The 12,962-nt window shown below is 56.0% G+C and carries 10 protein-coding genes; 8 read left to right on the top strand and 2 right to left on the bottom strand.

The window, feature by feature from the left end:
* Positions 1-60: 60 nt before the first annotated feature.
* Positions 61-1,971 carry a B12-binding domain-containing radical SAM protein gene (locus LAO21_09275; protein ID MBZ5552898.1) on the top strand — a complete coding sequence of 637 codons (1,911 nt, stop codon included), beginning with the start codon at positions 61-63 and terminating at the stop codon, positions 1,969-1,971.
* Positions 1,972-2,163: 192 nt separating this feature from the next.
* Here the strand turns inward: LAO21_09275 and LAO21_09270 are convergent, their stop codons facing one another.
* Entirely contained in the window at positions 2,164-2,364 is a 201-nt protein-coding gene (locus LAO21_09270; protein MBZ5552897.1) for a thioredoxin family protein, read from the bottom strand.
* A 36-nt stretch (positions 2,365-2,400) separates the two neighbouring features.
* A complete protein-coding gene (locus tag LAO21_09265; protein MBZ5552896.1) occupies positions 2,401-2,826 on the bottom strand; it encodes a thioredoxin family protein in 426 nt (141 codons plus the stop codon).
* A gap of 229 nt (positions 2,827-3,055) precedes the next feature.
* Here LAO21_09265 and LAO21_09260 point away from each other — a divergent pair, with 229 nt between their 5' ends.
* From LAO21_09260 to LAO21_09230, 7 genes are all read left to right on the top strand, one after another.
* The gene (locus LAO21_09260) at positions 3,056-3,901 is read left to right on the top strand and encodes a transglutaminase-like domain-containing protein (protein ID MBZ5552895.1); all 846 of its coding nucleotides are present in this window, start codon (positions 3,056-3,058) and stop codon (positions 3,899-3,901) included.
* A gap of 232 nt (positions 3,902-4,133) precedes the next feature.
* Entirely contained in the window at positions 4,134-5,300 is a 1,167-nt protein-coding gene (locus LAO21_09255; protein ID MBZ5552894.1) for an acyl-CoA dehydrogenase, read from the top strand.
* Between the two features lie 181 nt (positions 5,301-5,481).
* Entirely contained in the window at positions 5,482-6,750 is a 1,269-nt protein-coding gene (locus tag LAO21_09250) for a Xaa-Pro peptidase family protein (protein ID MBZ5552893.1), read from the top strand.
* Between the two features lie 155 nt (positions 6,751-6,905).
* On the top strand, positions 6,906-8,942 hold the full coding sequence (locus LAO21_09245) for a 3-isopropylmalate dehydratase (GenBank protein ID MBZ5552892.1): 2,037 nt from the start codon (positions 6,906-6,908) through the stop codon (positions 8,940-8,942).
* 51 nt (positions 8,943-8,993) lie between these two features.
* Positions 8,994-11,132: a dehydrogenase E1 component subunit alpha/beta gene (locus tag LAO21_09240; GenBank protein MBZ5552891.1), complete on the top strand. Its 2,139-nt coding sequence runs from the start codon at positions 8,994-8,996 to the stop codon at positions 11,130-11,132.
* A 37-nt stretch (positions 11,133-11,169) separates the two neighbouring features.
* The gene (locus LAO21_09235; GenBank protein MBZ5552890.1) at positions 11,170-11,868 is read left to right on the top strand and encodes a hypothetical protein; all 699 of its coding nucleotides are present in this window, start codon (positions 11,170-11,172) and stop codon (positions 11,866-11,868) included.
* Between the two features lie 104 nt (positions 11,869-11,972).
* Positions 11,973-12,920 carry a DinB family protein gene (locus tag LAO21_09230; protein MBZ5552889.1) on the top strand — a complete coding sequence of 316 codons (948 nt, stop codon included), beginning with the start codon at positions 11,973-11,975 and terminating at the stop codon, positions 12,918-12,920.
* The last annotated feature ends 42 nt before the right edge of the window (positions 12,921-12,962 follow it).

Genomic DNA, 12,962 nt, shown 5'->3' with positions numbered 1-12,962 from the left:
ATTATCCTACGACCGGTGAACCGGGTTCTCTTGTAAATCCATGCCTTTGAAGGAGATGAAATGGATCGAAAGACTGGGAAGAGCAACGGAAGTGGCGTGCCACGCGAAACGGTCGGGGACAAATCGCCGCAGGCCCTTCAATCATCGGCCCCGGTTGATGGAGGGAAGCTGATTGTCCTGACAGCACCCCTGTCTGAGACCATTGACCATGCCGGCTACTTTATTCAGATGATGATGGCATCCTTACCCATCTGGATGGAGCGGTTCCTCAACGACAAATATCCCCATTGGCGCGAGGTGGAGCACAACGAAGATGGATCCGCCCGAACTATGCCTGCAGGCGTAAGGCTGGTGGAGGCCGCATTGCTCCGCAGCTACCGCCCGGAGGATGTGGTCGCATGCTACCCTGACGATCTGGAAAAATTCATCGGCCCGAACACCCGTGTCGTCGCGGTCTCCACGCACAATCCCCTGGGAGTGACCTTTGCAGCCGGGGTTTATACCTCCATGTTCGGATCCTCAAAGATGCCCATCAACTCCCACTATGCGCGAGCCCTTTTTGCGAAGATCAAGGGAAACCCCTATCGAGGCCACTTCAAGGTCATTGTGGGCGGATCGGGCGGTTGGCAAATCGTAAAGACCGATTCCTACGAGGACCTGGGGGTGGACTGCGTTATCGAAGGGCGCAGCGAATCGATGGACACAATGGAGTTGTTCCGAAAGGCTTTGCGCGGAGATCCCCTCCCCCGACAAATCGAGGTCGCACATCCGAGAGGACGCGATGAAATTCTCGCTCCGGACAAACGGACGACTTTTGGTGTGGTCGAGATGACCACCGGCTGCGGCCGAAGATGCCAGTTCTGTGTCCCCGATCTCAATCCGCAGATAGATGTTCCCAAGGCGAATCTCCTGAAAGCAGTCCGGGCAAATGTCCGCAACGGGAACAAGCAGATTTCGCTCGCCACCGAGGATATGTTCATCTGGGGGCAGGTTCACACGGATACCCCGTTTTACTTCCCGAATCGGGAAGCCCTGGTCAGCCTCTATCGCGATGTCGTCAACACGCCTGGGGTCGAGTATCATCTGCTGAGTCATAGCACCATTGCCCCGGCGGTTGTCGATCCGATCCTGATCAATGAACTGTCGAATCTCCTGCTCCCCAAGAGCCCCATCCATTTCCCGTACCTCAGCAGCCATCCTCAGAAGAAGGCATTGATCCCCTTGATTGGGCTGGAGACAGGGTCAGTTCGCATGGCAAAACAGATCATGCCGAGCAAGGCCGTCCCTTTTGCCATTGAGGACTGGCCGAGCATTATCCTGGAAGGACTTCGGATCTTGAACGAGAACAACTGGTTTCCGGCCATGACCTTAATCGTGGGTAACCCGGGGGAAACGGACGATGATGTCAAAGCAACGCTCGACCTGGTTTACGAGATGGAGCGACGCCACGTCTTTGCCTTTCTCATCCCCTCGATCTTTACCCCGTTGCATGACACCCGGATGGCAGATAAGCAAGGCGTGACTGAAACACGTCAGCTTTCACCCCTGCAATGGCAGCTCATGATGAAGTGCTGGAAGATGAACGTACGGCCGGGCAATTACAGTTGGTGGGCCCCTACGGCATGGCGCCTCGGTGCGCTGATCATGTGGCTAGTCAAATTGAGGAGGTTGAACGGGCCGAATTTCAAATATCCTTTGTTCATGTTTGCCGGCGCCATCCCGGAAAAGATCCTGGAGCGGATGGGCAAAATCTACATCGGAAGGCCGCTCAAAACCAAAACGAGAAAAGAGCTGATCGCATCCGTGCGTCCCAGCCTTTGGCGGTATTTTCGTCCCGACAATGGCGATCTCCCTGATGGCTACTACGAGGTCAAGCCGGATGTTGTGCCTTTGGAGACGCTTCCCGGCCTCCCGCTGATGACCGGCTATGAATCTCACCTTTCAGAGGATCAACCGCCGGCCAGTGAATAAGACGGGGTTGGAAAATGTCCTTTTTTCCGGGGGCTATCCTGTGCCCTCCCGGGCGCGGGACTGGAAGGACATTCAGCACAGGAAGCAGGAAGACAGAGAGGGAATCGTCGACTGCCTCATTCCATGAACTGGGAAATGAAGGCAGCAGCAGGGGGGGATGATCCTGATTCTCTGGGCTCCCCTCTCTTTCCTCTACCTGATTTCCAAGCTGGTGGGGGATATGCCCTTCAAGACCTGCGCGACAAACTCCGCTTCCGGAAGAGCGCCAACAAACTCAACGGTATCGTTCACCACGGTTTTTGGAACTCCTCGAACCTGATACCTGCGGACCAGATCCGGATATTCGTTCACTTCCACCATGTCTGAGGTGATGAAATCGTTCTCGATAGCCATTTCATGCGCGAGCTTCACGGCCGCGGGGCAGTACGGTCAAGTGGGCGTAACAAACACCTGAATGTGCGTGGGAGCGGTAATGGACTGGAGCTGGATCCTGGATTCCTCTGTCAAATCGGTTGTGGAGCGAGATACGGCCAGGATAGCATTCAGTAGCGAGACGAATTCGTAACCCGAAGGCATCCCGTAGAGCCGGATTCCAAAATCCTTCTCCGTCTGAACTACGGTCGCAGGGACACGGGCCACCCGATACTGCGCCGCCAAATCTCCTTCAATCGCATAGTTATGCACTTCAAGGGTGATTTTGTCGGACAGCGATGCTACTTCTTCAAGGAGCCGCTGGGTCTCGGGGCATGTATCACACATCAAGCCCTGGGTAAAATGAATCAACTTCACAGGGCTCTCGAGCTTTTGAAATTGCTCGCTTACGATTCCCCGTTCCTTCTCACCTAACATCGACATATCGGTGAAGCCCTCCTGAGTTCGTTTCTGGAGCGTTCAGTGGATGTCGTCCACCCGGATGTTTCTCAGATGTGATTCGTCCGCAATTATATCCCCCGTTTCCCTTTCTTGTCATCTGGGATGCCTTTGCGGGAAGTGCCGGGTAGTCCGAGCATCCCGTGACGCCACTTTAGGTCTCATTTCCTGAGGTCACTGCAAGAAATTCGAAAACTTGTTACAATAACAGCGAATGTCTCTTCAACAACAAAATGTGGTCGATTCGTTTCGATCCATAGTCTCCCTCGATGAAGGGCCGATCGACCTTGCGCTGGCAGCCCTGACGATCGCCCAGAGCGAGTATCCCGCACTGCGGATAAAGGACTATCTAAATCGCCTGGACGAGATGGGCGTTCGAGCCAGTCGCCGTCTTCCGCGTGAATGCCCCCACCCGGTGAAGGTCATCGAGGCCCTCAATCACTTTATCTTCCATGAGAATGGTTTCACGGGAAACGAGGACGATTACTATGACCCGAGGAACAGTTATCTGAACGACGTATTGGACCGGAAAACGGGAATTCCTATTACCCTTTCCCTGGTTTACATGGAGCTAGCACAGCGCGTCGGTTTGGATATGGTGGGCGTGGGTTTACCGGGCCATTTCGTGGTGAAACTTGGCGATCCCCTGACTGAGATCTTCATCGATCCCTACCATGGAGGAACATTCATGACCGTGGATGACTGCCGGACTCGTTGGGCGGAGATGTCCAGCGGACCCGGAGAGTTTCACCCCGCCTTTCTTCACCCGGTCAGCAAGAAGCAGATTCTCTTCCGGCTGCTCAACAACCTGAAACACATCTTTTCCCGCACCGGGGCCGCCGAGAAGTCGCTGGCGATCATCGAATTAATGCTTGTCATCTCCCCGGAGAGCGCTACCGAGATTCGCGATCTCTCTTTAATGCACCTCCAACTCAAACAGTACCGTAAGGCAGCGGAGGGCCTCCGAAAGTGTCTTGCGCTGGAACCGGATGGACCCGACCGGGACCAGTTGGTGTTCTGGTTGTATTCTGCGGAGAATGGAATGGCGCGCATGAATTAGCCTCTTGGCAGAACGGAAAAAGGTTCCCGATGTATGACACCTCCCGCGCCGGCGCTTCCTTGGACAGATTGCAGGCGCCATGAATCACGCGGATCGTTCGCGGAAATGCCTTGCCATTCGATATGCTTTCCATTAGATTTTCTTAATTTTGTGCAAGCGCCTGGTTAAAGACCGGCCGTCGGCTTGTGCCAGGATATTCATTCAAAGGATAGAGCCTATGTCAACCAATGCCATGAAGGAAAATATTTCAGCTCGGCCGCCAGTGACCTCGTTTTCAGAGGAGGAGGCGCTGTTCCGCTCCACGGTGAGAGACTTTGCGGAAGCCCGCCTGAAGCCTTTGGCCAGAAAGATGGACGAGGAAGGGGCATTCCAAAGGGACCTGCTGAAAGAGTTCTTTGAGCTTGGAATCATGGGAATTGAGATTCCCGAAGAATATGGCGGCGCCGGTGGGTCCTTCTTCATGGCGGTCCTGGCGGTGGAAGAGCTGTCTCGAGTGGATCCGTCCATCGGAGTCATTGTTGATGTTCAGAACACCCTGGTGAATAACGTTTTTTTGCGCTGGGCCACCGAGGCCCAAAGGAAGAAATACTTTCCGCAGTTGGCCAAAGGGAGTGTTGGCGCGTATGCCCTGAGTGAAGCCACTTCAGGCAGCGATGCGTTTGCCCTCACCACGAGGGCCGAGGAACGTCCCGACCATTTCATCCTCAATGGGCGGAAGCTTTGGATTACCAATGCCAAGGAGGCCGATGTCTTCATCCTCTTTGCCAATGCGAATCCCGCCGCCGGCTACAAAGGGATCACTGCTTTTATCATTGAAAAGGGTTTCCCGGGATTTTCCGTGGGGAAGAAAGAGGACAAGCTGGGTATTCGGGCCTCGTCGACGTGCGAGTTGTTGCTCGACGACTGCATCGTTCCCAAGGAAAACGTGTTGGGCAAGGTGGGCATCGGCTACAAGATAGCCATCGAGACCTTGAATGAAGGGCGGATTGGAATTGGTGCGCAGATGACCGGGTTGGCCCAGGGAGCGTATGAGGCCGCATTGGCGTACACCAAGGAGCGCAACGCCTTCGGAAAGGCGATCTCACAATTCCAGGCTGTCCAGTTTCAGTTGGCCGAAATGGCGATCGACATCGAGTGTTCCCGCACCCTGACCTATAACACGGCCCGGATGCGCGACGCAGGCATCCCCTTCGTGAAAGAAGCCGCGATGGCGAAGTATTTTTCTTCGATGATGGCCGAGCGGGTCACCTCGATGGCTGTTCAACTCTATGGAGGGTACGGATACACGAAGGATTACCCGGTTGAAAAATTCTATCGCGACGCCAAGATTGGACAGATTTACGAGGGAACCTCCAACATGCAACTTCAGACCATAGCGAAGCTGGCGATGAGCGAATAATCCATGGTGTTCCCATTTTGCCTTCCTCCGGGGTGTTTACACCGTGCGGAGGCGGAGCTGGCAGGGAAGTAACGGTTGTCCCGGGTACCAAGACGTTAAGAGCCAATCGATGAGGCCTGATTGTCGGCCTGCATTTGCATTTCCTCCGGATTCGGAAGGGCTTCCAAGGAGACATCCAAACATGTGCCTGGACCGTCGTGATTTCTTCAAGTTGAGTGCCGGCGCCTTCGCCTGGGCCTCGATGAGTGGTCAATTCGAAGCCTCCCCCTTGCCGCAGACTGCCCAAGATGAAATTAAGAATCTCAAGCCAATGACGACAGACGTCAAGGGTATTGATACGGAAGAGTATCTGGCTCGACACGAGCGGGCCCGGGAGTACATGCGTGAATCCAAGATCGACGCCATGTACATCGCCGGTGGATCTTCCATGCGCTACTTCGCCGGTATGGAATGGGGCCAAAGCGAACGCACGTTTGGATTGATCATCCCCGCCAAAGGGGAGATCGCATGGGTGACACCGGCATTTGAACGGGCGCGGGCTGAGGAGCTCATTCGATTTGGGAAGGACATCCGCTCCTGGCAGGAAGACGAATCTCCCTATGCGTTGATCGTGCAGATTTTGAAGGAACGGAATGCCTCGATCGGAACGCTTGGCATCGAAGAACAGGTGCGTTTTTTTCAGAGCGACGGGATATCGAAAGCAGCTCCGGCCCTTCGACTCGTCCCCTGTTCCTCCGAGGTGACGGCTCGATGCCGCAGTGTTAAGTCCCGGCATGAACTGGAGCTGATGACCCTGGCAAATCGGATCACATTGAAGTCATTTGAAACGGCATTCAAGACACTACATGAAGGCATGACGCCCGGCGAACTATCCTCCGCCATTGCGGCAGCTCATCGAGCCCTGGGCGCACCAGGAGGAGCATTAGTTCTGTTTGGTGAAAGCTCAGCTTTCCCCCACGGATCTTCAGCGCCCCAGAGGTTGAAGCCGGGGGATACGGTCCTGGCCGACGGCGGGTGTCGTGTCGAAGGCTATTCCTCGGACATCACCCGGACAGTGGTATTTGGTAAGCCCTCCGACAAGCAGAGAACAGTTTGGGGGATTGTCCAGAAGGCCCAACAGGTAGCCCTCGAGGCGGCCAAACCCGGTGTCGAATGTCAGGCCGTGGACGCCGCCGCCCGCAAAGTGATCGTGGATGCGGGATTCGGTCCGGGGTATAAGGAATTCACTCACCGCGTGGGACACGGCATCGGGCTGGATGGTCATGAGTGGTTCTACCTCGTCAACGGGAATCGGAGAAAGATCGAGGCAGGGATGACGTTCAGCGATGAACCCGGCATTTACCTGCCGGGCGAGTTTGGCATCCGACTCGAAGACTGTATGTTCGTGACCGCGGAAGGCGCCCGGATGTTTACACCCCCGAGCCCGTCCCTCGACCATCCCTTCGGTTAATCGTTCGGGCGTGACACGGTTCCTGCCGTTCTCTCCAGCGGTCTCTGTTCGCCGGCTACGCCGCGCGGGCCCCGGCAAATCATCCCGGTTTTCAGCGGATTGGGTATAATAGGGGTTTGAGAAAAGACCAGGTTTCCATCTAAAGGGTTATCACGATGATTTCCTCATTACTCACCCGTGAGGTGAACCGGCGCCCTCCAGGAGTCCGGCTGAGCGGGCGAGTTCTTTTCCTCACTGAGGACTCCAAGCTCTTGAAAAAGCAGCTGGGGGGCAGTGACCTGGCTTGGGACCCTTCCATTAAGCTGCGAGACAACATCTCCACCGATGAGATTACTCCGGCCTATATCTGCTATTACTTTGACGAGACCCTGGGAGATTTTCCCTATTTGGGTTTGAAATGCACTGCGACGGAGGGTGGCGTCAATCGTGAAGAATTTCCAGTCACCCGGGGTTCTGTAAAGGGAGGCGGATTTGTCGCTGCAGTGGCAGGGAAGCGCCGCGGAAAAGGCTCCAGCCGGGAGCAATCCCCTTATGCTGAGATGTGTGCAGGAATCCGTGTGATCGTGGCGGAAAATATCGAGCGCATCTACAAGCAGAATTGTCAGAACCTTGGACTGTACGTGACCACCAATTTTGATGTCATTGAGAAGATCCGGCAGGGAGAGGAGATTCCGCTCGAGGAGTTCACCCGCGGTGAGGATGAGATCACCCGCCAGATTGTCGAATACGGAGGGCTTTTTAACTTTAACGTGGCGCGCATCCAGGGCCGGGTGCGCCTTCCGAACCTCGAAACGCAGCCGAGGCCAATGACGCTTGCTGAGAAGATTTTTGCAAGGCACATGGTTGTCGACCTGGCCAAGGATGACATTGGGGTCCCTGCGGTGAAGCCGGGTGATTCGGGATTTGTGAGAGCCGATTTGCGGTTCAGCCATGAGTATGTCACTCCCATGGCCGCAATCTTCTTTGAGCAGTTGGTCGGGAAAAACGAAAGAGTAAACGACCCTTCATCGATCCTTTTCTTTCGTGATCATCTGACCTTTCTGGATGATGTGATGCCGGTGGAACGGGTCAAGATGGGGCTATTGGACCTCGCCTTCGAGTTGAAGCGGAAACAACAGTTGTTTGCTGAGGTTCAGGGGATTCGCGTCCATGGGGAATTAAGTGATCGAAAGGGGAGCGAGGCGATTTGCCACAGCAAGGTTTTGGAGAGCTATGCCCTCCCCGGTCAGGTCGTGGTGGGCAGCGACAGTCACACTCCACACAGCGGGGCAATCGGGTGTATCGCTTTTGGGATCGGCACGACGGATGTGTTCAACGCCTGGATTACGAAGGATGTTCGCGTTCGCATCCCGGAAACCGTGAAGATCGTCATTCATGGCAGGAAACCGGACAACGTCACGGCGAAGGACATGATTCTCGAAATCCTCCGCATGCCCTATGTGAAAAACGGAGAAGCCCTGGGCAAAGTAATCGAGTATGCGGGCGAGGCGATTGAGGCCCTCTCGGTTGACGAACGGGCAACATTGACCAACATGGCGGCGGAAGTCGGAGGCTTCACGGGAATCGTAGCGCCTGACCAAAAAGTAGTGGACTTTCTGGTGGAGCGGCGGGAAATGCCGCGTTCGCAAGCTGAAAGGTACTGTGAAGGTTGGTCCGGTGACCCGGGCGCTCAGTATGCCACCGTCATCGAAATCGAGGCCAGTCGGCTTCGTCCGATGGTGGCGTTGCCGGGAGATCCCGGAAACGGGATCTTTATTGATGAGTTGCAGGAGGAAGTGAGAATTGACATTGCGTACGGCGGCTCCTGTACGGCCGGTAAGAACGAAGACATGGACATGTATGCCAGGGTTTTCAAAGAGGCGCTTGCTCAGGGCAGGCATGTGGCCCCGGAAGTACGGTGTTACATCCAATTTGGCTCCCAGGAGACGCGGCGATACGCCGAGCAGATGGGCTACACTCGGCTCTTTCAGGAGGTCGGGGCCGAGATCATTGAACCGAGTTGTGGGGCTTGCATCAATGCAGGTCCCGGCGCGTCAAAGTCCAAGGAAGAGGTCAGTGTGAGTTCGCAGAACCGGAATTTCCCGGGCCGCAGTGGCCCCGGACAAGTGTACCTCGCGAGTCCTTATACGGTCGCCGCCAGTGCTATTGCGGGTCGGATCGTCGAATATCAGATCTCCAACAGGACAAAGTAAGGGAATCTAATGAGGGGCGACCTGTCGGGTCGCCCGGGTGTGAGGAGCGGAATGTCGAAAGCCTCAATCGAACCCCAGTCGAAGGCCAAATCACGCGGCGGCTCGTGGAATGGATTGAACAGGGAGCAGTGGCTCTTCTTCTATCGGACCATGCTTTTGTCCCGGCGCCTGGATGACAAGGAGATCCAGCTGAAGCGGCAGCAAAAGATTTACTTTCAGATCAGTGGCGCCGGGCACGAAGCACCCCTCGTGGCGGCGGCCCTGCATTTGCGTGCCGGTTACGACTGGTTCTATCCCTATTATCGTGATCGTGCCTTGTGTCTGGCGTTGGGAATGACCCCCTATGAAATGCTTTTGGGGGCCGTCGGCGCGGCGGACGACCCGAATTCGGGGGGGCGGCAGATGCCATCCCACTGGGGAAGCGATCGGCTGAACATCGTCTCCCAATCCTCCCCGACCGGCACCCAGTGCCTGCAGGCCGTCGGCTGTGCCGAGGCGAGTTACCGTATCCCCCGGATCGGTGATTTAAAATCGCGCATGGAGACCTTTCATTCTGATGAGGTGACTTACGTTTCATTAGGCGAGGGAACCACCAGCGAGGGGGAGTTCTGGGAATCGTTGAACACAGCCTGCAATCTGAAGCTCCCGGTCCTCTATCTGGTTGAGGACAACGGCTATGCGATCTCGGTCCCGGTGGATGTACAAACCGCCGGCGGATCCATCTCGCGGCTGGTTCGTGACTTTCCCAACCTCTATGTTGAGGAGGTTGACGGGAGTGAAGCAGCGGCCTGTTACGACGTCATGCGGCGTGCGGTCATTTATACGCGGGAACGCCGGGGGCCCTCGCTTGTGCACGCCCACGTCGTCCGGCCATACTCCCATTCGCTCTCAGACGACGAGCAAGCTTACAAGACTTCCCAGGAGCGTTCCGAGGAGGCGCAACGGGATCCCATTACCCGGCTGGCTATGAGATTGATCGATGAAGGCGTTTTAGTAGCAGCTGAGATTGAGGCGGTCCGGGACGAGGTCGATAGCTTGATTCAAACCGATGTCGATCGGGCCCTGGCCGCGGAAATGCCCTCCCGGGATTCCGTCCATTCCTTCGTTTATTCGCCGGATGTCGATCCCACATCCGAGGTGTTTAGCACGGAACCGCGCCCTTCAGGTGAGCCCAAGACCATGGTCGATTTGCTCAACTCCTGCCTGAAATCGGAAATGTCCCGGGATGAACGGATCGTGGTTTTCGGAGAGGATGTGGCCGATTGCAGCCACGAGGAAAAACTGGAGCAGTTGAAGGGCAAGGGCGGTGTCTTCAAAGTGACCTACGGGCTTCAACGCAAGTTTGGGGGGGATCGAGTTTTCAATTCACCGCTCGCTGAAGCCAACATCGTCGGCCGTGCGATCGGGATGGCGACGCGAGGGTTGAAGCCGGTGGTAGAGATCCAGTTTTTTGATTACATTTGGCCTGCTTACATGCAGATTCGCAACGAGCTGGCCACGATCCGGTGGCGGTCCAACAACAGTTTCAAGTGTCCCGTCGTTGTCCGGGTCACTATCGGAGGGTATCTGCAGGGTGGGGCGGTGTATCACAGCCAGTCGGGCGAGGTGTTGTACACGCACATCCCGGGGCTGCGGGTCGTCATGCCCTCGACCGCTGAGGACGCCAACGGGCTGCTACGGACGTCGATTCGATGCGATGATCCCGTGCTTTTCCTCGAACACAAGCATCTTTATCGGCAGGGCCACAACCGCGGAATCAATCCCGGCCCGGACTACATGATCCCGCTGGGAAAGGCCCGGGTTGTTCGGGAGGGCTCCGACCTGTCCCTCATCACCTATGGGGCTCTGGTTGTTCGCGCCGTACAGGCCGCACGAAAGGCGGAAGAAAGCGGCGTCAGCGTGGAAGTGATCGACCTGCGGTCCCTCAGTCCCTATGATTGGGAAACCATCGCCACCTCAGTCTCCAAGACTAGCCGCGTGATTGTGGCCCATGAAGATTGCCTCTCGTTTGGATATGGCGCGGAGATTGCCGCACGCATCGGGACGGAATTGTTTGAGATCCTGGATGCCCCCGTTCAGCGGGTGGGCGCCATGGATACCTTTGTCGCTTATAACCCGGCGCTCGAGGATGTCATCCTTCCTCAAGTCGACACCCTGTACAGGAAGATCATGGAGCTGGCGATGTATTGAACCCCGGCCGAGGGCGCCCGACGGATTGAGGTCTCTTTTGGAAAAGTCCTTTGAACAATCGATCCGGATCTACTATGACCTTCATCTTCCGGAGCAAGAGTCCCGATCGAACGGCCGGGGTTTGCCTCTCTTGATCGCACTCCATGGGTATGGCGGAAACAAGGAGTCCATGATGGACATCGCGAAGCAGATTAACGACCGCGATGTGGCAATCGCCTCCCTCCAGGGGCCCTACCAATTCAGTTATCCGTTCGGGGTGGACGGGTTTGCGGTCGAAACGAGCGGGGAACTAAGAACCGGTTTCTGCTGGGCTACCCGATGGAAGGACGTCGAATCCATCGCGCTGCATCATTGCAATTTGCGGAAATTGATCGAGACCGTTTCGAGCGAAGTTCCTGTGGATCGTTCGAGGGTCTTTTTGATGGGGTTCTCCCAGCCCGTGTCTCTCAACTATCGCTTTGCTTTTTCCAATCCTGACACCGTGCGCGGTATTGTCGCTGTGTGTGGCGGGATTCCGGGAAACTGGGTCGATGGGGGGTATCACAAATCGAGGACGGACGTGCTGCACATTGCCACAGAGCATGATCGTTTTTATCCCCTGGAGCGGTCCCGGACTTTTGAGCCGATGCTTGCCGAGCGCGCAGCCGAAGTGGAATTCAGTGTGTACAAAGGCGGACACAAGTTCCCCGTCCGCTCGATTCCACACATCGCCCAGTGGCTGAAGGCCAGAATCTAGTGAGCCCGGGCGGGGCAACGTTCGTATCCTTGAAGGTTTCACTTGAGGTGTGAATCCCTTAAGGTACCCCGCCATGGAATTTAGACTAATCAACGGAGGTCATCATGGACACCAGTGAACATGAACGCTATTTTGAGATCGTGAAGCAGACCCCTGAAAGACTCACGGCGAGCCTGAAAGGGGTTCCCCGGAAACTCTTATTGTGGACCCCTTCCCCCGGCAAGTGGTCAATCCAGGAGATCGTCTGCCATATGCGCGACATGGAGCGAGACGCATATATTGCCCGGTATCGACGGATCCTGGACGAGGAGAATCCGACACTCAAGAATATCGATGGCGATGCCTATGCCCTCGAGTCGGAATATCGCAGGATGAAGTTGAGCGATGTGCTCCGGGACTGGAAACGGTTGCGCAAGGACACCTTGAAACTACTGAAATCCGTAAAGGATGAACAATGGGAGCGGGCTGGAGTCCACGAGACGGATGGCCCATTGACCCTCGAGATCGTTCTCCGGCGCCAGGCTGTCGGGAATGATGAGGCGCACCTGGGCCAGATTGAGCACATCAAGGTTCGCAACCAGGTTCTCCAGAAGTTTGAAGAGGGCGGGAAGCGTATCGAGTCAGAAGTTAGGGGCGTCTCCGAGGAGGTGCTCCGCCGCAAGCCCTCGCCCGGAGAATGGTCGATTATGGAATTCCTCGCTCATCTGGCAGACACCGAGCAGGTCTTTCTTACTCGCTATGTCAGGATCGCTAATGCTGACAAGCCCGCGCTGGCGGCCGTCGACAGCCAAGAGCTGGCCGTCAAGCTGCGATACAACGAACGTGACCTGACGAACACCCTGAAAGAGTTCAAGCGCCTTCGAGCCGATACCTTGACCCTGCTCCGCGCTCTTCCACAAAAGAGCTGGCAGCGGACAGGGATCGATGCAGAGCGCGGCGAGATAACAATCGAAGGCTTGGCAAAGGTTCACACGGACCACGATTCGACGCATGCCGACGAGATCCGTGCTCTGAAAGAAAAGTCCGGGAAGGCCCAAACTGCATCGGCCTGAGATCAGCCCCAATCAGGTCCGTCCAAGAGAACCGCAGTGGTC

It is taken from the genome of Terriglobia bacterium (assembly GCA_020073085.1).
Taxonomy (GTDB): Bacteria; Acidobacteriota; Terriglobia; order JAIQFV01; family JAIQFV01; genus JAIQFV01.
The sequence above is the reverse complement of the archived record's forward strand: the minus strand, read 5'-3'. Positions and strand labels throughout refer to the sequence as shown.